The 22,783-nt window shown below is 52.2% G+C and carries 18 protein-coding genes; 5 read left to right on the plus strand and 13 right to left on the minus strand.

The genetic code is table 11. The features are described 5' to 3' along the window. Positions 1-73: 73 nt before the first annotated feature. Together ACMGFG_RS22675 and ACMGFG_RS22680 are read right to left on the minus strand one after the other, a co-directional pair. Positions 74-373: a type II toxin-antitoxin system RelE family toxin gene (locus ACMGFG_RS22675; protein ID WP_436932561.1), complete on the minus strand. Its 300-nt coding sequence runs from the start codon at positions 371-373 to the stop codon at positions 74-76. Positions 374-383: 10 nt separating this feature from the next. Continuing rightward, positions 384-659, minus strand: coding sequence for a ribbon-helix-helix domain-containing protein (locus ACMGFG_RS22680; RefSeq protein WP_436932562.1), 276 nt, complete (start codon positions 657-659; stop codon positions 384-386). 700 nt (positions 660-1,359) lie between these two features. Here ACMGFG_RS22680 and ACMGFG_RS22685 point away from each other — a divergent pair. Beyond that, a complete protein-coding gene (locus ACMGFG_RS22685; RefSeq protein WP_436932563.1) occupies positions 1,360-2,559 on the plus strand; it encodes a Cdc6/Cdc18 family protein in 1,200 nt (399 codons plus the stop codon). 290 nt (positions 2,560-2,849) lie between these two features. Here the strand turns inward: ACMGFG_RS22685 and ACMGFG_RS22690 are convergent, their stop codons facing one another. The 3 genes from ACMGFG_RS22690 to ACMGFG_RS22700 form a co-directional block, all read right to left on the minus strand. Beyond that, positions 2,850-3,425: a hypothetical protein gene (locus ACMGFG_RS22690; protein WP_436932564.1), complete on the minus strand. Its 576-nt coding sequence runs from the start codon at positions 3,423-3,425 to the stop codon at positions 2,850-2,852. A 154-nt stretch (positions 3,426-3,579) separates the two neighbouring features. Beyond that, positions 3,580-6,177 carry a GLUG motif-containing protein gene (locus ACMGFG_RS22695; RefSeq protein WP_436932565.1) on the minus strand — a complete coding sequence of 866 codons (2,598 nt, stop codon included), beginning with the start codon at positions 6,175-6,177 and terminating at the stop codon, positions 3,580-3,582. A gap of 676 nt (positions 6,178-6,853) precedes the next feature. Continuing rightward, the gene (locus tag ACMGFG_RS22700; RefSeq protein ID WP_436932566.1) at positions 6,854-7,153 is read right to left on the minus strand and encodes a hypothetical protein; all 300 of its coding nucleotides are present in this window, start codon (positions 7,151-7,153) and stop codon (positions 6,854-6,856) included. 917 nt (positions 7,154-8,070) lie between these two features. On the opposite strand from ACMGFG_RS22700, the gene ACMGFG_RS22705 reads away from it, so the two are divergent. Together ACMGFG_RS22705 and ACMGFG_RS22710 are read left to right on the plus strand one after the other, a co-directional pair. Continuing rightward, positions 8,071-8,934 carry a DUF8008 family protein gene (locus ACMGFG_RS22705; protein ID WP_436932567.1) on the plus strand — a complete coding sequence of 288 codons (864 nt, stop codon included), beginning with the start codon at positions 8,071-8,073 and terminating at the stop codon, positions 8,932-8,934. 218 nt (positions 8,935-9,152) lie between these two features. After that, positions 9,153-10,103, plus strand: coding sequence for an ROK family protein (locus tag ACMGFG_RS22710; RefSeq protein WP_436932568.1), 951 nt, complete (start codon positions 9,153-9,155; stop codon positions 10,101-10,103). A 755-nt stretch (positions 10,104-10,858) separates the two neighbouring features. Here ACMGFG_RS22710 and ACMGFG_RS22715 read toward each other — a convergent pair. From ACMGFG_RS22715 to ACMGFG_RS22750, 8 genes are all read right to left on the minus strand, one after another. Beyond that, the gene (locus ACMGFG_RS22715; protein WP_436932569.1) at positions 10,859-11,701 is read right to left on the minus strand and encodes a PHP domain-containing protein; all 843 of its coding nucleotides are present in this window, start codon (positions 11,699-11,701) and stop codon (positions 10,859-10,861) included. Between the two features lie 12 nt (positions 11,702-11,713). After that, a complete protein-coding gene (gene cysC, locus ACMGFG_RS22720) occupies positions 11,714-12,334 on the minus strand; it encodes an adenylyl-sulfate kinase (RefSeq protein WP_436932570.1) in 621 nt (206 codons plus the stop codon). Then, positions 12,335-13,489, minus strand: coding sequence for a sulfate adenylyltransferase (gene sat / locus ACMGFG_RS22725; protein ID WP_436932571.1), 1,155 nt, complete (start codon positions 13,487-13,489; stop codon positions 12,335-12,337). An 86-nt stretch (positions 13,490-13,575) separates the two neighbouring features. Then, positions 13,576-14,376: a glycosyltransferase gene (locus ACMGFG_RS22730; RefSeq protein WP_436932572.1), complete on the minus strand. Its 801-nt coding sequence runs from the start codon at positions 14,374-14,376 to the stop codon at positions 13,576-13,578. Then, entirely contained in the window at positions 14,366-15,142 is a 777-nt protein-coding gene (locus ACMGFG_RS22735; RefSeq protein ID WP_436932573.1) for a polysaccharide deacetylase family protein, read from the minus strand. Before ACMGFG_RS22735 ends, ACMGFG_RS22730 begins: the two co-directional genes overlap by 11 nt. A gap of 176 nt (positions 15,143-15,318) precedes the next feature. Further along, on the minus strand, positions 15,319-16,176 hold the full coding sequence (locus ACMGFG_RS22740; protein ID WP_436932574.1) for a sulfotransferase domain-containing protein: 858 nt from the start codon (positions 16,174-16,176) through the stop codon (positions 15,319-15,321). A 208-nt stretch (positions 16,177-16,384) separates the two neighbouring features. Continuing rightward, on the minus strand, positions 16,385-18,295 hold the full coding sequence (locus ACMGFG_RS22745) for a hypothetical protein (protein WP_436932575.1): 1,911 nt from the start codon (positions 18,293-18,295) through the stop codon (positions 16,385-16,387). Positions 18,296-18,382: 87 nt separating this feature from the next. Further along, positions 18,383-19,828, minus strand: coding sequence for a lipopolysaccharide biosynthesis protein (locus tag ACMGFG_RS22750; RefSeq protein WP_436932576.1), 1,446 nt, complete (start codon positions 19,826-19,828; stop codon positions 18,383-18,385). A gap of 246 nt (positions 19,829-20,074) precedes the next feature. On the opposite strand from ACMGFG_RS22750, the gene ACMGFG_RS22755 reads away from it, so the two are divergent. Together ACMGFG_RS22755 and ACMGFG_RS22760 are read left to right on the plus strand one after the other, a co-directional pair. Next, positions 20,075-21,478: a sulfatase-like hydrolase/transferase gene (locus tag ACMGFG_RS22755; protein ID WP_436932577.1), complete on the plus strand. Its 1,404-nt coding sequence runs from the start codon at positions 20,075-20,077 to the stop codon at positions 21,476-21,478. A 131-nt stretch (positions 21,479-21,609) separates the two neighbouring features. After that, a complete protein-coding gene (locus ACMGFG_RS22760; protein WP_436932578.1) occupies positions 21,610-22,716 on the plus strand; it encodes a glycosyltransferase family 4 protein in 1,107 nt (368 codons plus the stop codon). The last annotated feature ends 67 nt before the right edge of the window (positions 22,717-22,783 follow it).

A 22,783-nucleotide genomic window follows, 5' to 3' on the forward strand; every position in this document is an offset into this window, starting at 1 on the left:
CAGCGACGCCGCTTGTTTAACGAAGCGGAAGAGTGGCATAGGTACATTCACTCTCTCCGCTTCGCTTCCACCTTCAGAGCGACGCTATCCGCTCGCCCTCACCGGATTCAACAGAGCAGAGTTCTCGATACTCTTTCTTCCGCTCGAATGCATCAATGGCGTAGAGCACTTCATTATCCTTATCCCAGTCGATCAGTACGCGGAAGTCACCGACACGAAGCTTGTATCCAGGGTGGTTCTTCAGGCGATCGAGAAAGTGCTCTGGGAAGTCACCAACGTCCTCCAGCTTGCTGAGAATTCGCTCCGCATCATCCGTTTCCAATTGTTCCAACGCTTCAAATAGAGTCTCCGTCAGGACGACCTCGTGTGCCACAGTTCAGCTCTCAGTCTTTGTCGATGCCGAGGCGTTCTCGGGCCTCGTCAGTGGACATTGTCCGCCCCGCCGCAACATCCGCGTATCCCTCTGAGACGCCTTCCTTCGCACCGGGCGTCAGAATCGGCTCCGTGGTATCGCGCAGGACCTCACGAATGAACTCCGACCGATTGGTATACTCTAGTTCCTCAGCCAGTTCGTCGATTTCCTCCAGAAGACGCTCGGGGACTTTGACGTTGAGTTTCACCATGTCGTCGTCCTCGTCTTCGTTCGTGTCCGTGCTCATGTCGCGTGGTACGTGAGTGGTACTGATAGAATCATCGCTTGGTCCGCACAGAAGCTAACTGTAAATATATTGTAGAAATGTCAAAATTAGACAGTGTCTAGACATACCGATCTCTGTTCTAGACACACCACCGCTGCAAGTGAATAGCCGGTAGTTGGATACCCCCTCTTCACTTGCAGCGGTGGTGTGTCCACGGATACTTGGTATCGTTCCGTCTCGCGATATCGCGAACAAGTTCGGTCTCCGTGTTAAGCTGGAGTGCGTCGCCCACGCCTCAACAGCACTGGAGAAGGGAACATCCAGTTCGTAGCTATCATCGATGCGATTCCAGATCTACTGCAGATGATTTACAGTTGGTCTTTTGATACCCTGGGAGACACACACCCGGTAACGAGTGAAAGCAGATGTTCTATCGATGGTATCTCCACTTCCTTGAACGGAATCCGGAGACGAAGAGACACACCGGACAACGAGTGAAGTTGACCACTCACGATGGTGGACCCCAGAAGCACGAGTTTCGTCTCCGAGGAACTTTCGATTAGGACTTATTTCACTCGTTGTCTGGTGTCTCAAATAGAAGTATAACCTTATAAAATAGACTCAGTACGCTGTGTTATCGAATTTTGTTCGATTTGGAGCGCTTCATTCGTTGTGAAGTCGCCATCTTTATGGGTGATATCGAACTCCGCTAGCACATCCAATGGACGAGACGGAACAAGCGACCAATATCTTCGAGACAGGCGGGATCTTCGCTAATCGAGAGCTTCTGCGCGTCGGTCATGTTCCCGAGTTAGAGCGCGTTGTGGGCCGGGACGACGAGGTAAGTTCAATCGGACAGGCGCTCGGGCCAGCAACGGTGGGAGGCCCACCAGAAACAACGATTGTGTACGGGAAAACTGGTGCTGGAAAGTCACTCGTTGCGAGGTGTGTGGCCCGTGAGGCCCATATCGAAGCCGAGGCAAACGAAATCGAATTTCAGCACGCATACGTCGACTGCTCGGACTACCAGACGGAAACGAAGGCCAGCCGGGAGATGGCCCGTCAGCTCGCAGCGAATCTCAATGCCAACGTAGAGATTCCCCGTGTCGGGATCGCCGCCGCGGACTACCGAGATATTACGTGGGACCTGCTCAACGAGTACGGCGTCGACTCGTTCGTTGTCATTCTCGACGAGATTGACAAGCTAGACGACGACGAACTCCTCCGGAGCCTTTCACGAGCACGGGAGAGCGGCAAGTCCGAGACGCACATCGGGGCGATCTGTATCAGCAACAAAATCGAGTACCGGGACCGGTTGAACGAACGGCTCGACTCTAGTCTCCAGGACAACGAACTCGTATTCGACCCGTACGATGCCGACCAGCTCCGCGAGATCCTCGCGAATCGGACGGACGCCTTCGAGGACGGCGTGCTCAACTCGGATGTTATCCCGAAAGTCGCCGCGCTGTCCGCGAAAGAGCACGGCGATGCGCGGAAGGCGATCGACACCCTGTACGAAGCCGGACGGCTCGCGGAGAAGGATGGAACAGACACGGTTACAGTCGATCACGTCGACGACGCGGTGAAGCGAGCGGAGGCGAACCGGTTCGAGAAGCTCGTAAGCGGGACGACCCCTCACGTGAAGCACATCCTCCGTGCGCTCGCACTGTTGACCGCCGACAATCCCGGACAGGATGCGTTCCGGACGCACCAAGTCTACATACTGTACACGAAACTTGCAGAACGAGAGGGGGCCGAACCACTTTCCGAAGATCGGGTCTACCGACTTCTCAAAGAGCAGTCGTTTCTCGGTGTTACCGAATCAGATCACACTGGTGGCGGACAAGGCGAAGGAAGCTATCTCGAACACCGTCTCTTACGCGATCCAGAGATCGTCGTCGAAGCGCTTGACAACTCCTGAGCGGCTGCCGCGATACTCGCTTTCACTCGTTGTGGGGTGTGTGGGTCATCTCGCTGGAAGCGTTTCCGTTTGGAAATCTCATTGTTGGCCTGATAGAATCAAGGACAATCAAGTATTGGACCGTCAGCCAATTCCACAGATTTCAGAGCGCATCGGGACAGTTTCACTTGAAAGTGTGGTGTCTCCCAGTCAGCCGGACACTCTTGCGACACCAGCCTATGGGAACGGAAATATACTTCCAAGAGATCGTAGACAGACTGAGACACCCACCGCTCGGGATTCTTCCGCCTTCACTCGAACAGTTCGTCGAGCGTGCGATCGCCCTCTGCCCCCTCGTTCAGTACGCTCGGATCAGCCGGTGCAGCGTCCGCATAGAACGTCTGTTCTCGCAGCTCGGAGAGATCAGACGGATCCGCAGTATGGTCCGATTGGGATGGTTTATCGTATTTGAGCGCCTCGCCGACCGATGCCGGTAGACTCGGTCGTGAGGCGTCTTCGTGACGCTGGACCGTCTCCGTTTTGTGGGTTGCATCGTGGGCGGCGCGCATGATCGGGAGGCCGCGAAGATAGTTGTACTCCACAAGGAGGCTAACACCGAACTCCGTGAGTCCCCAGAAGTCAGTCGGAATGTCCCTGACTTCAGCATTCGGCTCATGATGGTACTGCATGAGGATCTCGTGGTTGGCCAGGTCCTCCAGTTGCTCGCTGATGGTCGACCGGCTTTTCGGAATATAGTAGTCGAATTCGGTGGCTGAAACGAGGTGGGCGGGGTGGCCGAGGATCACCTGCAGGATGTTGTGTCGCGTCTCCTGGGAGAGATAGCGCTGCACGGTCCGCTGGGCCTCATATGGAGTCGCATCATCCACGTCAAAGACCTGCTCACGGTGGGGTTCGTCTCAGGAGCAGTCTGTTTTGACGGGGCGTGTGGATGACTCATCGTGAACGGAACTACTGGATCAAGTGCGGTAAGTCCACGGCATTCACGCCGTCGAGGTGGCCAAGAGCGGTGTTGCGGGTCCGCTACGATCCACGGTCAACCGTCGCGTTTCCGGGAAGGTCGGCCCCGTCGACCCACCGGAGCGTAGGGGTAGTGTCGGTTGTCCGCCAGACGGATCCGAACGCCAGCCCGGGTAGTGCATCGCGGGCCGCCTCCCCCGTCGGGGCATCAACCGGAGTTACATCAACCAAGCCCTTCCCGACGGCTTGGTCGACGCCGGCGGTTTGAGTATTCCAGTAGACGGACTCCACAGTGCCACTCTGTCTCTCACCGAACACTGCTCCGACTTCCGACGGGTTTTGGGTCGTCTTAACTGGGCTCGCAGCGTACACGCGCACCACATCTCCGTCGAGATTTTGGCCGACAAGTCCACCGATAGTTTGGTAGTGGCCACGGACAGTCCCCGTCGCGTACGCATCGGCGATGCGTCCTCGGTAGTTCGTACCGACGAGCCCGCCAATACGCGACCAGCCGGTGACGTTACCCATCGCGAACGATCGATTGATAACGCCCCCGTTTCCGCCGACGAGCCCACCCAGCTCACTCGGGTTATCGGCGGACCCACCGTTCACGTCACCGAACGCGGCCGAGCGGGTGATGATGCCAACATTCGTCCCGACCAACCCACCGGCGCTCGTCCCCTTGACAGTCGCATTCGCCGTAGTGTCGATGATTCGGGCACCAGTATCAGTACCCCGAAGCTGCGAGCGGTCGCCGTTGAGTGCCGCCACGGCGCCAATACCGCGACCGGCTTCCGTACCTCTGCCTGGCCCGCTCACGTAGCCGGTCACCGTGACGTTGCGGATGGTTCCCCGGTTTTCGCTGGCGAGGACGGCGACCCCCGCCCCGCCGACGACCTCGGCGTCGGGGACTCGCAGGTCACGCACCGTCCCGGCCATCACGCCGAACAGCGCGACCTGATCCCGGGAGGGCTGATTGAGTGTCAGGTTCCGAATTGCGTTACCGTTCCCGTCGAGCGTACCGGTAAACGGTGCTTCTCGGTGCCCGTTGGTGGCGTAGGCATCACCGACGGGCTTGAACCCCGTACGCCCGGTCGCGTCCACGTCGGCGGTCAGCTCGTAGTGGGCGTCGAGATCCGCACGGATGCAGTTGAACTGGTCGATCGTTTCGATTTCGTAGGGATTCGCAGCCGTTCCGTCCCCGCCAGCGAACGACGGGTCGGGACACCGCACTCTGATCCCTTTCACCCTGAAGCCGCGATCCATCGAGTCGGTGACATCAGCCCAGTCGTTGTGTGAAACGTCGGACTCCTCACCCGTGGCGTACGACACCACGTCGTGGCCCGCATTGTAGTTCATCACGCTCGGGTACTCGGTGTAGGACAACTCTTCCGAGTCGATGCCACGGAACTCCGTGAGGCCGAGCGAGTGGCCGAGTTCGTGCGCGAAGATACTCTCGCTTGGCTCGAAGACGAACCTGCCGGTGCCGGCCATCCCACCGAGTCGCATCATGTCGGGGCTCGTCCGGCGCAGATCCTTCGCGCCGAGCGCGTAGTGGTAGCCTTTGGTCTCGTAGTCACGGAACCGTGACTCGTACGTGTCGAAATCGTCGAGGTCGTCCTCGCGGTCGTGGTCCTCGAAGTAGATCTGCTCGCGTGACGGGACGCTATCGTTGAGACGGATGTGGAGCGAAATGCCACGCGTCCCGTCCGGGTTCTCCACTGGCGCGTTCGCGAACGTCTCCGTCACGCGGTCGAACCGGTAGTCGCTGCGACTCAGCGAGCCGTCGGTCATGTAATCGACCTCGACGTAGATGTTCTTCCGGAGCGGATCGGCACCGGGCAAGATGTCCGTTCGCTTCACCTCGGCGCCGTCCGGCAACCCGTCGCTGTCCGTGTCGCGGTTCGTCGGGTCCGTCCCGAGTTCGCGCTCGCGGCCGTCGTTCAGGCCGTCGCCGTCGGTGTCCCACCGCGTTGGGAGCGTGCCGATCTCGAGTTCGGTACTGTCTTCGAGGCCGTCTTGGTCCGTGTCGACGACGAGCGGGTTCGTCCCGTATTCGATAACCTCGGGGCCATCTTCGAGGCCGTCGTCGTCTGTATCTGCGACGGTCGGGTCCGTCCCGTTCGCAACCTCCGGGCCATCTTCGAGGCCGTCGAGATCTGTGTCCGCAAAGGTCGGATCGGTCCCCTTTGCGAGTTCCGCGCCGTCTTTGAGGCCGTCGTCATCTGTGTCGGCGACGAGCGGATCCGTCTCGTTCGCGAGTTCCGCGCCGTCTTCGAGGCCGTCGCCGTCCGTGTCCGCGACGGTCGGGTCTGTTCCGTTCGCGAGCTCCGCACCGTCATCGAGACCATCACTGTCCGTGTCCGCGACGATCGGGTCCGTCCCGTTTGCGAGTTCCGCGCCGTCGTCGAGACCGTCACCGTCTGTGTCGGCACGTTCCGGATCCAGACCGAGCGACTCCTCGCGACTGTCGTTGACGCCGTCACCGTCGGAGTCCACCGGGGTGGGCGTTGTACTCCCCTCACTCGTCGTTGGCGTTGCACCATCGTTTGGTGTCGACGACGGGTTGGCCGACCCCGAATCCGATAGTCCCAGCCCAGCGCATCCCGAAAAGAGAACAAGGAACGCGATCAGCAGGACAGAAACGATCGAATGCCTCACAGGGATTTCACTCTTTGGGGATCAGATATAAATTTCAGGGTATCGGAAATTACATCATCTTTAGTTTTGAGTAGTGGGTATGAGACTTGAAGTAAACAGGCGCGTGATCTATACGTGAGTGACCCGTAGAGGAACGGGTTATCCCCCTCTCCTAACATCTTCGCTTGACTTAAAATCTTAGGAAGGTTCGGCTCGGAAGCTGGGTATAAGAAGGTCATTACAATAGTAAATTAGAATACAGTGAAGGTTGGGGGAGCTAGGGACTGGAGTCGGGGGTCACCTCAGTCCCGTCTTTTGTAGGCGTTTTCAGACTCAGAAAACACCGGTCTGGTTTTTTCATCCCAACAAATATGTTTCGACGTGTCTGCACGACCCCCGGCGCCAATCTCGTGCAGACCCCAATTCCCCCCAAGTGGGTTTGCCCCAACCCACGCCCCATCGTTTTCGACCGCGGGTGTGAGAGCCGATCTTGAACTCTCGTATTCTGATGGTTAGCCGTCGGTCGGTTGAGGCGACCTCTAGATCACTGACGCGCTCGCGGCCAGTCTCGCGCCAGTGACAGCCTGCGTAGACCTCGGTCATTCGCCAACAGTCCGCTTCTGACGCCTGAACGAACCGGGTGCGTCGACGTGGGCCACTCGCCGGCGTGTATTCGACGACGAGTTCATCGTCCATCTTAGACACACTCCGTTGTGTTGTGTCCGGTAATGATCGCGGCGACGCCGCCGGTACTCACGCGGTGGTCTTGCCAGGGACCGCGCTTAGTCTCAGCGTGGGTCAGCCAGTCGGTCAGTGTCAACAGGGGCGTCTCCGAGAAAGCCCATGATTCGAACTCGCCATCCTCGACGACGTAGACCGTCCGCTCGTAGCCGCTCCAGAAGTGGGTAGCGCCGTCGCCATCAGTGCCCAAGTAGTGGGCGTCGTGAGCCAGTTGTGCAGCAATACCTTCTTGGGGTGTTAGATCGTTGTTCGACATGGGTTCTGGAGGAACCCGGCTCGCCTGTCTCAGCAGGCGGGCGCTTTCTGCGAGATATCGCCCTGGAGAGCCGGTGTTCCTATCTAATTGTATCGGAGGCGTTCATCATAATACTTTTGCTTTTGGTAAATTAATGGCCGCACGTATGGCACAAGGGAAGCGCACCGTTTCAGACAGTGAGATTATTGCTGTAATCAGTGACCAAGACGATCCGTTCGTGACTGCTGCGGAAGTCGCTGAACTATTCGGAATGACGCGTCAATGGGCACACAACCGACTTCAGGATCTTCACGATACCGGTCGAATCAATCGGAAGAAGTCCGGACCACGAAACGTAATCTGGTGGGTTCCAGAGGACTAACTATCGCGGGTTTCGGCAAGATACTGTTCTCCGCCCGTCGAAATCCAGAAGAATCGAGCGCGTCCACCGGGATTCTTGCTTTCCAAATACCCCTCACTCTCAAGAGATTTGAGACGGTTGTCTGCCCACTGTCGACTCTTTTCGAATTCGTCACCAACTTCAGCCGCGGTAAATCCGGGGTCTGGCGACTCGACGAAAAACCGCAAGATCTCGCGTGTCGTGACTGACGGGTCGGGACCGCGACTCACACCACTAATTACACGACCCCCGAATTATTGATTCCGACTCCATCCATTTACCATTAGCAATGGTTAAGTCGGTAGCGAAGACAGTAGAGAGCAGACTCTACGTGGTGAGAATCCCGCCGGAAAATCGGCGACCGTGATCCAGCACGGCCGCCACGTTGAGTCGGAACGACCGACATGTTCGCAATTGCGCCGCGGGAACTTCAACGTCCCGCACGAGAAGTCGCATCGCCCTGCAAGTCTGCGGTGGCCCGTGAAGCCGTGGTTGACGCTACCCGCTCGCCGCTCCACAGTTTGGAGGGTGATCGTCGATGACCGACAGTGAGTCCCTCGAAGCACGCCTCACAGCTCTCGAAGCGACTGTCGAACGGCAGGCAGCCTGCATCGACGACCTCGAAGCCGATCTCGAAGCAGAGCGCCAGGCCCGCGAGGCGGCTGAAACGCGCGTCGACGAGTTCGAAGCGACTGTCGAACGCCAGGATGCCCTCCTCGGCGCGCTCCAAAAACGAATGAAGACCAGTCGTGAGATGATCGGGGAGCTCCAGTCACGTGAACTCGAAAAGGGAGCGCACCTTCGCTGGGAACATGTCAAACCCACATTGGACGACGACTTGCTGGACCTCCACGAAGACACGGTTGAGCGGATCAGCAAAGACGACGGAGAGTACATTCGGCTGCCCGCAGAAGCCGACCCGCTCGATCGTGGCGAGGGTGTGGTGCTCGCTCACGGAGACCTGCTGCCTATCCAGCAGCTCGCTCAGTTGGACGAGGATACATTGCAGTCCGTCACGGATGCTCGGCCGGACCGACTGGCTACACAGGTTTGGCAGGCTCGTCAGGAATCGTCTACGGACCTGTGGAACACCGGGTGTAATGGTGTCCGGGAATATTTGGACGCAGGCGAGTTAGCGACGTGGATTCGGATTCAGGAGGGCAACGTGAGTCGCGACTATGCCACGAAGCTCGCGCGGCGGACGATCGATGCACTTCTGGACTTGTCGAACCACCGGTTGTACGATGAGTTGCGTTCTCGGCGTGCTGATGGCCTCCAGTACAAAGAGCGCCGAGTGGTGTTGCCAGCGGATGCGGCAATACCCGGGGAGACGCGTACGGGGAGTGAGTCAGCGGACTCCGAGGGATCGACCCCGGAGACAGCTGGTGTCGCCGGTGACTAGCGTCCGCGGAGCGAGACAGTCGCCCAACCGGGCACGAACTGGTTGACGGATCCAAACGAACCGAGTAAGCGTGTGTGTTCATATGGCGTCGGTAGCACGTCGTATCGGGTCTCGATCGGCCGTCGTCGGCTAGTATCCGAGGGCCCTGTTGCTGTGGCCACCGGCGACACCAATTGTCCTTGCAAGACTTTCTTTTATGAAACGGTTGATCGATGGCAATGATCGACGAACTCGATGATACAGGCGAACACATCACGACCGGTATGTCCAGGATACTCATAAGGATTGTAGAAAACCCTACATCGATAGATTACGTCGCAGCCTTTGGGATTCGCAGCACGAATTTTCGGCATCTAGTAACCAGTTCCCACAGAGAGTTCGTCGAGACTGTCAGTGTCATACCGACACGCCACCGCGACCGTTCGGCACAACTCCTCGCCGCAATCGATAAGTTGCAGACAACGATACGATACATACTCGACGCTGTTGGTATCTCGTGTACGGATCTCGTAGACTCGACCGCAGGCGTGGTTTGTGAGTTGGACGCTCCCGCTGGGGAAACGATCGATCAGCATGACATCGGGATGTCGATCGATCAGGCCCATGGCTTGCCTGTGGTGCTAATGAACGACGGAAACGCGGCCGCGCTCGGCGAGTGGTGGTTCGGGGCACGCACCGACCAGGACTGTCTCGTCCACGTGACCGTCGCGACGGGTATCGGCGGTGGCATCGTCGAACAGGGTCGGCTCGTCCGTGGTGAGGGTTGGCAAGCCGGCGAGATCGACCTGCTGCCGGTTGCGTCCCATAGCGACCTGACGAGCGCCAGTGTGTGGGGCGCCTGGGAAGCGATCCGTTCCGGCTATGGCATCCTGCAGTACGTCGCGGAGCGTGCTGACGAGGCCGGGGCTGGCGATGGCACCGTCAGTGGGACAGACGGTGGGTTGTCACTGGGCGCTAACCGGTCGACGTGGACGGCTGCGGACGTCTTCGACGCTGCTGCCACAGGAGACAGATTCGTGAACGACTGTTTAGACGAGATTGCGCAGTACAACGCCGCCGGTATCGCCGCGATTTGCAACGCGGTCAACCCTGGGCTGGTCACGCTCGGTGGAGGTCGCACTGAACAACCCCGACTGGATCATCAAGGGGATCGAGGCGTCACTCGATGAGTACCTGTTTGTAGAGCGACCGGCTATTCAGCTGACACCGCTCGGTGACGCTATCGGGTTGTATGAGGCGCTGGCCACTACACTCGTCGAGTTACCTGATTGATTCTCAGGTGCGGATCTGCCTACTAAGCAGGTTCAGCCGGAGTGAGACGGGATGTCAAGACAATACAATCGAAGTTCTGATGGAGTATATAGACAGACCCGTGACTACGCACGACGACCCGATCAACAAAACAGAGCCTGACGACGTACGTCTGCTGACAAGAGATCATGACTCCACTGACTGTACTTGGCGGGACCCGCAGGGAGGATTCTCAGGAGCGACAACTGATGACGCTATTGGTTGGCATCCAAGAGTTGCCCACCCTTAACGTTCTCAGTCTACGGACCACCTGAGACCGGTAGAGGTTGATGAACCAACGACGTTGTCACGTATTTTTGCCATTATAATTTTAGTTTTGATTATAATAGCAGTAGACAACCACATGACGACAGACCGACATCGAAGTCGGATGAAGTTAACAGAACCCCCAGTTTGAGCGGCTTCGGAAGCAAGCAATTACGCAGTCTTCCTCCACAGAACTCTTTCGATATGATAGACCGTCCAAGATGTCGGTCCACTCCCTCGCAGGCATCTTGCTGGAGCCCTTACAGAATCTAGTTATATGGACTTATGAATACATTTCAGCACGAAAATTATATGATTATTTAATTAAAATCCACCGTCGCAATCAAAAAAGACGCTTTTTCATATTCTAAGTCATTTCGACCGCACTCGCTGCAAATAGTCTCTCGACGGACTCTATGGGTGCTCCAACGTTTCCGAGTCTGAATTTTCCAGAGCCTGGGCCATGACAGTCCGACCCACCCGTCTGAATCAAACTGTATTTCGTAGCCAGAGAGCTTGCTTTGTCGGGACCGACATCAGATCGAACTGCGTCGTAGGGATACCAGACTTCGATCCCATCAAGCCCTGCATCTGCCAGAGTCTCAACCATTGACTTGACTCGGTCACTGCGAATACGTCCCGGGTGAGCAAGCGACACCACTCCCCCGGCGGCATGGATCGATTCAATCACCTCTGTATATTCTACTCGCTCCATTGGGACATAGCATCTCCCAGACTCAGCGAGGTACTCTTTGAACGCAGCCCCAATTGACTCAACAATCCCCTCGCGTTTGAGTATCTCTGCAAAGTGCGGTCTTCCAACCCCACCTGCAGTTTCGCTTCGTAATTCATCAATTGAGAGCTCCAGCCCGGTTTCCGCATTCAATTCCTTGACTAACTCTTCATTCCGTTCGCGTCGGAAACATATATATTTTGATAAAACTTCTTGCAGGCGTGATGACGAACTATTAATCAGATACCCGAGGAGCTCGATTTTTTTTTTTCCAAATAGATCCGCTCTAACTTCGACGCCGGTAATTACAGTCACATCGTTTAGATTTGCGACTGGTTTCGAAAGTTCTGAACTGATCCTGTCATGATCAGTGATGGCAATGTACTGTAAGTTTAGCTCTTGAGCTTGTTGGATGCGTTCGTCTAGTGTGGCAGTCCCGTCAGAGGCCGTTGTGTGAATATGTAAGTCTGTACTCATTGCCTGAGCTAATTAGCCTTCCAGATATTCACGATCCTCCAGTCGTTGAAGTATTTCTTCTTCTTCCGACTTCGAGATTGAGAACCCATAGTTATCTTCCAGGGTCTCATCAAGTACACCAAGAGTCCGCAGTTCTTCCATTATGGTCTCAACGCACTCTTCAACAGTGTCTTGTTCAGAATCGATAATAATCTCTGGATTGAGAGGTTCTTGGAATGGATGGTTAACGCCGGTAAATTTCTCAATTTTTCCTTCCTGAGCCTGTTCGTAGAGTCCCTTCGGGTCTCGCCGCTCACACTCTTCTTTCGAGCACTTCACATAAATGAGTACGAACTTGCCTTCGGATTCAATGATTTCTCGAGCTTGTCGCTGGGACTCCCGAAATGGAGTAATCATACCAACAACAGTTGGAATTCCGTTCCGGTTCAGTAGCTTGGAAATAAATGCAGTCCGGCGGTTGTTGATCCGCCTATCTTCCCTCGAAAATCCAAGGTCAGGGTGGAGATTTTTCCGTATTTCATCTCCGTCAAGATTTTCAATTGGATAGTCTAGGTCGTATAGCTCGCTTTCGATCTGACTTGCAATCGTTGATTTGCCTGAAGCGGGCCGACCCATAAACCAGAGCGTAAACATCTATCGATCACCTATAAATATCTCGTCCATATTAATAACCGTTTCTGCAACCTCTGGACGCATCAGCTTTGGACTGGGAGATTCCTTGTTTTTTAACATCTTCCGCAGTTTCGTTCCAGAGGGTTCGATACGCGAGGAACTATCGTGCGGGCAGATTTTCTCCGACACGATACCATCGCATATCTCACAATAAAACGCATAATGATAAAATAGTGGTTCGATATTAATGTCCCTCAATTGGTTGAATATTTGTTGAGACTCAAAGTCCCCGTAGTAGTTGCCAACGCCTGCGTGATCCCGACCGATGATGAATTGTGTACATCCGAAGTTCTTCCGGACAAGACAGTCAAAGACCGCTTCGCGTGGCCCAGCGTACCACATTCTGGAACGGAGTGTTCCGAAGGCGACCGTTTGATCTGGATAGTAGTTGGAGACAAGTGTTTCGTATGCTGTCAGGATGGCCTCGTTGGAGTAGTCGCCTTTTTTCTTTGAACCGATTTTTGGCTGAATGAAAATACCGTCTGAATGCTCCAATGCCGACTTCTGTAGATATTCATGAGCTCGATGAGGAACGTTCCGCGTCTGGAATCCTGCTATACTATCCCACTCATTGTGGTTGAAAAGCACACGCGACTCGACTGGCGTTAAATTGAACCTTGATGGCGGGTCGTGGACTGATGCAAACGCCTTGATATCTCCGCCAATAAAGAACGGGTCTTTAGCCTTAAATTGCCGAACACCAGGATGCTCGTCACTTGCCGTCTGGAAGATCTTCTCACACGCGTCCTCAACATTATACCTATAGATATCCTCGACGTCCATCACTCCGATAGGCTCTCCGCTTGGTCCGCGTAATCCTACTCGGTCGTTAGGATCCACGGCATTCGCCAGTTCGGCGTCAATGTCGAGCACAATCGGAAGTGGCCAAGGGACTCCACTTTCCAAAGAAAGGTCATTTATCACCTTCAAAAAGTCGTTCTGAGACAAGAACCCACGCAAAGGACTGTACGCACCTGTTGCGATATTTCTGAAATCGTAAAATTGGTTGTCAGTCAGTTGGATATCTGGTAGTTGTTCAAACTCCGATCGTAATTCTTTGGACCGATGCTCGTTCAGTCGCCGGTCTATGAGTGTATTACCATGTGGCGGGATCATCTAAGACACATCCTACTGAAACGGCACCTCTGATTAAGATTTTGAAAATGTATAATACCGAATTGAGGACGGCGGTTTACAGAGACCTAAGTATGAGTTACCAGCGTTCGTAGACGTCTCCCAGCGAGGTAACTGAGACTCCATAGGAGTGCAAGTACTGTCTTTATCTGAAATCCATACTTTAGTGACTTCCAGAAGCTATTGACCGCATCGCGGTACTTATTTTCGAAATGAGACAGTCGACCCTGATTGTAATGAAAATGCTTAAAAAATATTGGTAAGTGCTCCTCTGCCTCTGGCACCCGCTTCCGGATTGCGTTCGCGTATGCGGTGCCCATCTCATAGTGGAGTTGTTGATCCGTCTCTGCGGACAACCCTCCATCGTGTTTGTGTATTTCAACAAGGTTCGGTACAAAACAGATCCCTGCCTCGGTCGCGGCCTCAATGACGAACAGGTGATCTTCATACCGTAGGAGTGCCTCATCAAACCTTGTCTTCACCTGCTCTGTGTCAAGCAATATTGACGACGTCACTGAGTGCAGGCTGCCATCAAACATTCCCTTTACGAAATCATCATACTCTCTTGAATTGCCCTGAATACAGATTCCTGCATTTGTTTCTTTCATCCGTTCCAATTGCCGCATAAGCTTCTCGTCTGTCCATCTGTCATCAGCGTCTAAGAGGGCAACAAACCGTGTTTGTGCCTGCTTCATTCCTTTATTCCGTGCCCACGCCGGTCCTCGCTGGTCATCATCTCTGACGACAATAATGTCAGTTTCAACCGACTGACTATGCACAGACGCTTTTGCTTTCTTTAGCAATTTTTCAGGAGTGTGATCTGGACTCCACGGGATCACAACTGTTACCGTTGCTGTATCAACCGACATTGGTAGTCCCACTCTTCAGTTTGCTACCTCTTTCGAATCCGTCAAAACGAGGAATCCCGAGCGGTGAGTCGTGTCGAGACACAGTTCTTGGTGTCGTTGTTACCGCAGTAGTGAAGCCAATGTCGGCGACGCACCGTCTGCTTGTGTAGTCCCACCCCCCGTATGGGAACGAAAAATGGTGGACTCGTCCGCCGGTGAGGTTCTCAAGATACGACTTCGACTGTGACACGTCGTGTTTGATTGCTGTCTTCGAAATCCCATCAAGCGGCACGTGCTCGTGGCCATGTGAACCAACAGTCACTAATGGGTGATCACTTAGCATTTTGATTTGGTCCTGTGTGAGCATCTCCACGGCAGACATATCTGGTTCTTTAACCTGGTCAAGTACTGATCTCCGTTCTTCGGCCGTTGCGTACTTGAATCTAGACCGAATCTGGTTATACGCCGCCCGTTTTGCGGATGTCTGCTTCGTCTCCATTTCGAGCGAGAAATCACTCGTGTCAAGAGAGACCCAGTCGGTGGCGGATATTGCCTCCTGAAGCAAGTAATCAAAAGGAGGTCGTTGCTGTTTTATTAGCTTTGTTGATACGTATACCGTCGCCGGTACCTCGTAGCGTTCCAAGATAGGGAGAACAGTCTCAACAAAATCACGGTAGCCGTCGTCAAAAGTCAAAAAAACGCTGTTGTCTGGAAGATGTGAGTTTGTATCTACCCAGTCGGCGACTGCATCCGTAGAGACAAAGGAATGTCGCTCGTCAAGTTTCATTACCACCCGTTCGAACGCCTGCTCAGTTAGAGTATACTGGTTAGGGCCCCAGGTCGTTTCAGTTGTACTACTGATTCGGTGGAACATGAATCCTGCAACATGAATGTCCGTGAAATATGTCAATAAATTTCGTGTTTTATTTTCTAGAAAACGAAAAACCCGCTGAGCACTGCGGTTCATCGGTAATTTGCTAGATCAATATGTTCAAACCAGTGATCGAGATCGCGGTTGATAAACGACTCTAATTTAACTGTTTCGGCAGCGTAGATACTTTCCAATTTTTGTCGTGTCCCTGGTTCTATCCCTTTATTATATTCATCTTTCCCTAGAACTACTGATTCGAGCCTTTGATGAACAGGCCTCAGAAGATTCAATACAGGGTCCGGGAACGAAGTGGAAGCAGACAGTATCAGTTTGCGATATAGAGTTGGCTGCTCACTTCGTGCTTCGTTAACTCGATTGTCAATGAAACTCGGGACAAAAGAATCATCTGCACCAATAAAATCGAAGATATCCTGAATGAATACCTTATCATCCGTTACCAAATCATCGAAAATAGCTACCTTCAATTGATCCTCTGGGAAGGAATTTTTAAATCGCTGTAAATGCTGGTGATAGAACCCAGGAACAACCCAGTTTTCGAACAGATCATAGTTTTCAAAAACCTCCTCAAATGCGAAGTCGATTTTCCCCTTCGATCGCTCATGCCAATAGTGGGAATAGGCCCGCTCAACCGGATTGCGTAAGCTGAAGATTACCCTGGCATCTGGTATTAAATCGCCCATTCGTTTCGGGGTCTTTGAATCACGGATATAAGATGGGGTCTCCTCTCCCACGATCGGTTCATTGTCGTGTGCGTCGAAAAATCCTCGATACCACTCTTCTCCTCGGTGGTAGTTCATATCGAAGTAGTGTACTGAGTCCGTCTCCGGCATCAGTACCTCAGGATGTTCTCGCAAACATTCATACATCCACGTCGTTGCACACTTTTGTGGTCCGACGATGACGAAATCCGGAAGCGGAGAGTCGGTCATTTCGATTGGATTGCCATAGACCAGTCATATATCTTTCGTAATGTAATTCAGAAGCACCTCTGTTGAGCTGAATAGCGAGAGTTGCCAGTATCAGATGAGTTCTGGTTTTTATATTAATCCGACAAACCACTCAACGGTTTGTCCCAGCTCTGTAGAGCGTGGTCAGTTCTAATCATCACAGCAGTTGGATGAGCAGATCTCGCGTTCTTTAATTGTCCTCTTTGAGGACAACACGATTGCGGTCCCAGAGTACTCCGAACTTTCCACTATCGTATACTTTTGCGTTTCTAGCGACACTAGACGATAGCCAGTCGTCACCAATGATTGCTTTCCGAGAGAACGTTCCCGGCTTAGGGATACGAACTCGTTTTCCAGACCATCTGTGCCGATACAGGAAATTTTTCGATTCCGTAGAGAGAGTTTCATTCTGTACAGATATTGTGCTGCCAAACGAGTATCCTGCAGCCTCAAGTCGATACGGCAACACGCCAATGGATGTAACAGATGGAGACGATCTGAGGAACGAATTTGAGATTTGCTCAAGCTGCGCAGATTCACTCTCCGAATAATACGCCATCCGGTCAGTAATCTGATCGGAGTCACCAAGCCCACGCCAGAAGAATTGTGATGTTTGTGTAGTTGATATCGGGGCACAAATCAAAAGTAATGCTGCGGCGATTGGGACATACCTTGATAAGCCGATATTATTCTTATCATCTCCCCTATTTGTATCCCTCACTATATATATGAGACCTATTCCCAAAACAAAGGCAAAAAAGAACATCCACGGGAATGCTATCCTGAGTCGTGACTTTATATACAACGGAGTGGGAAAAATAAGTGCCGCTCCTAACAGTCCAACGAAGGTCGCAGAAACGCTCAAATTCCGGACCTTGTCATCTTCAATAAACTTGGTTATTGCGAGAATTACGGTTCCAAATAATAATGTTAGGTATACCAGTCTAATTCCCGCCGGGCCGAATGATTGTAGCGTTGATTGTACTTTCGGAGGAGTCCCCAATTCGTATATTTCTACCGCGTCTCTCCCCCCAAAGGCACCGGCGGTTAACAGCATAACTGCCGCAAGTACAAGCCGTCTAATGAATGCAGTTCCTGAGAATATCCAGTTAAGAAGTGACACAGAAAACACAATTCCTAACAGCACTGGATCGCATAATGCATCTCTTCGCTTCCGCAATGGTAGCCTCTCAAGAAATAGATACAGAGCCAATGGGGCCACAAAGAGGACCTGGGTGAGATGATGCGTAAACGCCACTCCTGTCCCAACCACGGTGCCCAAAACATAGAATCTTAATTTGTAATGCCGGGTTCGGTGAGTGATTACTAGAAGTACGAATACAGCCGTCACCGCGAGCGCTTGTGGGAAAAAAAATGCTGAGTAAAACCAAAATAGCGAGGTGCTCAGAATACCTAGTATAACGCCAATTCCAACGACTCTTGAATTTGTAATTTGCCTCGCAACCACATACGTACAGAGGATTATCGTAATAAAAGAGACATGGCCAACAAAGGTCATTGCCAGCTTGCTTTTGACGCCTGAAAGCAGTCTAAGGTTGGCTCCGATTACATGATATACTGGATAATTTCCGTACGAACCCAGCCCGATTGTTGTCCCGGTATTGAATAATTTGTTAATTTTCCCAGCGTGATAGAGCAGATCAGAATACACATAATAAAATCCAGTAGTCAAAAATCGACCCGCGGTTATTATGGAAAATAGTAAGATGACACTGATCAAGATCCACTTCGGCGATACGCTAACTCGGAATGAATAAACAATCAGGCCTATTGCGAGAGCAAACAGTGGTGCCGGTACCGTCATGTCACCGGTATAAATCCAAGCGGAAAACGCGCTCAGTAGAACAACACCAGTCAGCTTCCGTATTTTTACCCCTGACCTTCGCTTTCCATACTGGAGTATATTAGATTGTCCTCCAACCCGGTACATCGAAATACCGACAATTGTTCCGGAAAGTACATAGATACCTTTTAGAGCAACATCAGTAGAGAACAGGAACTGAACACTAACGATAGCGGAAGTCGCTATAGTTAAAATGGTGGCCCAGAATATAAATATCTGGCCACGTCTGGTTATCATATAGCCAACTTTTCGTAGTGTCGTTCATAACATTTTCGCTCTTAAAAACAACACTCCAGACTGGTGTACTTGCAACTTCTCCTCCAGCTATTTTGCAAGAATGTCCAATAGTCCCAAATTCCGCACTCGTAGCAGTAATGCACGATTCTGAAAGAGGAGAAGGCATACGAAAGCTCCAGACACTGCCACAGGGAAGATGTTTGGAACTTCAGTAGTTGCCGCCACTACGAATGTTGACCCAGTAATGAGAGAGAATAGATACATTGGGATATTCACGAGATCGATCCCAGAGTGCTTCTTGACCTGGAACAGTCCGAAAGCATTTGTAAAGAAATACGCTGCTACTACGGTGGAGAGCGCTGCTCCGAATGTACCATAGATTGGAATCAGTATTACGTTCCCCGCTACTGCTAATATGACTACTACAACACTGTTAAAGAGGAGTTGTACTCCCTCTTTATCCATTAATAACACCTGGCCGATCGGACCGGTTGCAGGATTAATAATTCCTGCACCCACGGACAAGAGAATCAAAGCAGGATAGATCCCGCTATATGAACCGAAGAGCGAAAGTAGATGTTCTCCTGCGAGGAGCATAACTATGCTGATTACAATCCCAAGCAATATTGCAGCGTCACGCACAGCGGTGAATTCAATCCGAAGACGTCCGTGACTCTCCTCAGAGAGAAATCTGGATAGTCTTGGCTGGATCACCGCAGTGAGAACATCGTCACCGGCACGAGCCAGTAGTGACAAGGACCAAGCGACGCGATATCCACCGGTCTCAGATAGAGTCGCGAGAACGGACAGTAGTAGAATATCCGCATTGTTTAGTAATCGACCGGCAACCGAGTTCAGGAACAGTGCTCCGCTGAACTGCAGAATTTCGGAGCCGAAACCAGAGATAGTCACAACGTAAGAATCGTTGAACACGACAGCGAAGGCAAATAGAGGGAGATAGTAGGACGCTGCTATTGCAGCAAATATACCTACTACTGAAGGATAGTACAGCAGAACAAGTGGAAGTAGTGCTACCCGAAGCAACCAGGGCAATATTTGCTCAAGAACGACGGCCGCTCCTACACGTTCCCTGCCTCGAAGAATGCCACCGAGTATCGGGACCAGGGTAACTCCAGGAACGACTCCACTCATTAACCGGATCCAGAGATCTAGTTCAGTTTCGCCCGCCACCTGAGCGACTAACGGCGCCACAGTCCACGTGCCGGCCGCCACACAAAGACTGGAGATGGTGATCCAGAAAAGAACGGAACCCGCCAACTCGCGGCTCTGTTTGATAGAACCCTCCGAAATTAGTTCCGCAACCTGTTGTATTACGACCTGTCTGAAACCAAACTGGGCAATAATCGCTGAAACCAATGCTATCGACATCGCAGTTGTGTAAGCTCCAAAAGCAGTCTGAGAGAGTATTTTTGTAAGTAACCAAAGTGTTGCAAAACCACCTACAAACGTGGATATTTTACCAGCTATACCCAGAAGGCTTCCGGAGAGATACGAACGGATGCTATCATCCATAGGTTTAGATATGGTGTATAGCAGGATTTACGTAAAAAAATCAATTACGGTATCATTAGCTATCAGCCATAGGGCGATAGTGACAATTCATCAATCAATCGCCGAGATACACTTGCTTCACATCTCGGATCTTAGAAGGTTTGAAAACCGAACTACGATGATAGGCATTATTTTTATCCTCAACTCAGATTTCTGCCAAACAAAAACAGAGCATTAATAATTCCTGCCGATATTCCCCCAGTTAGAATGGTGACGCAACCCGGGCCAAATCTTATCGTTTTGTCTGTGGACTCTCTCACGAAGTCAGGATTTGATGAGTACATGAGTGACATCTTGGACGAATTAGATGCTGTCAGCTTTTCTAACGCCTACGCCACGGCATCAAATACGAATTCATCGGTCCCCACTCTCGCTGCTGGCGTGTATTCTGACTTCAGTGAAGATGTCGGGCTTCCGGGATCTGGATCACCGACCACATTCGCCGAGGCACTCTCAGATGCCGGGTACAAATGTGCCCTGTGGACCGACAACTTTCTGTTTGGACGCGAATACAACTACGACCGCGGATTTGAGGGTGGAAACGTTGGATCAATATCATGGAAGCGCCGAATTGCAGGTATCCTTGATGACCAACCTATCGACACGCTTTACGACATAGGAGAGTGGACTTACTTCCACGTACTTTCGCCTCTGCTTGAACAGACAAACGAATCAGGATCGTTCTGGAAACCGGCCTCAAAATTCCATGCAACTGCTATCGACTGGTTAAATCAAAATCAGGACCTGCCCACGCTCAGCTGGATCCACTACATGGATGTCCATCATCCATATGACGCTCCAAGTGAATATATAAATAAGGCCACGTTCAATACGCCACGGTCTGTCGGTGAGTTGGGTAGATTCACTAGAGACGCTGCACGCACAGACGGCGAGGGCCTCTCTGAAGCAGATCTAGAGGACGTGAAGATGGCGTATGATTGCACATGTGAGTATCTCGGAGACGAAATCTTGGAATTCATCCGAGCGCTAAAACAGGAGGGACATTTCAATGAGGACCGGGACATACTCTGTATCACTGCTGACCACGGTGAATCATTCCCGCCGAAAGAACACGATCAACTTGGACACAAATCTCTATGGGAAGAAACCATACATGTCCCGCTCGTCATTGCTGCACCTGACTGGGACTCGAAGGTAGTTAACGAACAGGTGAGTCTGATCGACTTGATGCCGACATTGTTGTCGCTCGCAGGAGTGACACCCCCCGATTCGGCAGTCGGTAATGCCTGTGAGGACCCTTCTGAGATGGAACGAAATAAAGTATATACCTGTAACGCTCAACCATGGTTCAAAACCTGCCGCGGAATCCGGACAGCTGACGGTTGGAAGTACTTTGGACACATGGACAGCGACCGAGAATACCACTATTACTTAACCCGATCTGTGGGCTCACCGAAGCGAGATGAAATTTTATACACGACACCAGAGAATACGAACCAGCCACCTGACGGCCAAATCCAACAGTCAAAGTGGGACTCACTCGCTGACGATCTCAGATCGTCTCTCGGACCTGCGATTACAGAATCAGCCTCTTTCGAGCTAACCGATCAAGTTGAGGAACACTTAGAAGATCTCGGCTATGTCGAATGATTGGAATACCACTCGCAACCGGAGGAACGAGTGACTAACTACACTTTTTGTAATAAATGCGCATCTGCTGGATAAAACTGAACGGGTGGCCTGATGCATTCAATGAGCGCGCGGCGACGTTAGCCACTCATGTGGATGAGCTCATTGTTCTCAAGCCTGAGTCGGTGGAGTCAGAAATAAATATATCAACCGAAGGAGCGGATGTTCGTGTTCTGGATTTTCCGTTATCTCGTCAACCGATTCTTAAGCCGCGGTTGAAGATTGCTGTGTATCCGTTTTGGGTACTCGCTGCCATCATTGTATACCTCCGATATGTTCGCACAAACGGGCATGTCGACGTGTTGCACGCGATCGACCATCCGTTTAGCTCTGCAACCGCGCAGGTTCTCTCCCGACTTACCGGTGTTCCGTATGTGGCCTCGGTTCGTGGACTACACGGCCTCAGCCGTGATGACGGCAATGATAGTAGTCCTAAATTGTCAATTTCATTTTTTCTCAATCAAGCTAGTCCACTTTCGCTCAGAGGAGTTGATCATCTAATAACGAAGTCTGAGTATCAACAAGAGTATCTTGCTGACGAATTTGGGCTTTCGGGAACGCCGATGACTGCAATACCGACAGGGGTAGATTTCACAAAGTTTGATCCGTCGGCCACTCAAGACACTGGAATCCTTGATGGGCTTCTACCGAAGTCAGCCCAGGGAAAGCGTATCGTACTCTTCATCGGTCGCCTTACGGAAGGTAAGGGAGTAGACGTATTTGTTGATCATATAGCTAGCGCTGACATCCCACCAGACGTGCACTTTCTAATAGTGGGAGAGTTCAGCGATGATCAATTTGAGTCGGAAGTCAGGAAACGAGTCGAAGAAGATGAGATTGAAGAGTATCTTACGCTCTATCCGGAGTACGTCTCGTTTGACTATATGCCTGAGCTACTGTCGGCTGTCGATGCTGTATCGTTGTTCTCCCTACCGGACGTAGAAGGCGTCCCTCGTGTGCTTCAAGAAGCGGTCGCATTAGAAACCCCAATTCTCGCAGCAGACGTGACAGGAATATCTGGGGTATTTGCCGGCCAGGATGGCTGTTTCCTAATAGAGCGAACCGACTCAGACGCATTCGAGAGGGCTTTACAGCGGATAGGCGAGGTCAAGCCAACAAGAGAGGACTTCCATGACTTGCTGGACATGGATCGCAACTACCGACGATATGTCGACGTGTATCGGGAAGTCTTGCGTTGATATAGTCATGTAATTTTCCCCAGTACTTTCGCGACGGCTCGGGTCCCGATGTGTTATAACTGTTAAT

Origin of the sequence: Halosimplex halobium, assembly GCF_051414055.1 — an archaeon.
Lineage (GTDB): Archaea > Halobacteriota > Halobacteria > Halobacteriales > Haloarculaceae > Halosimplex > Halosimplex halobium.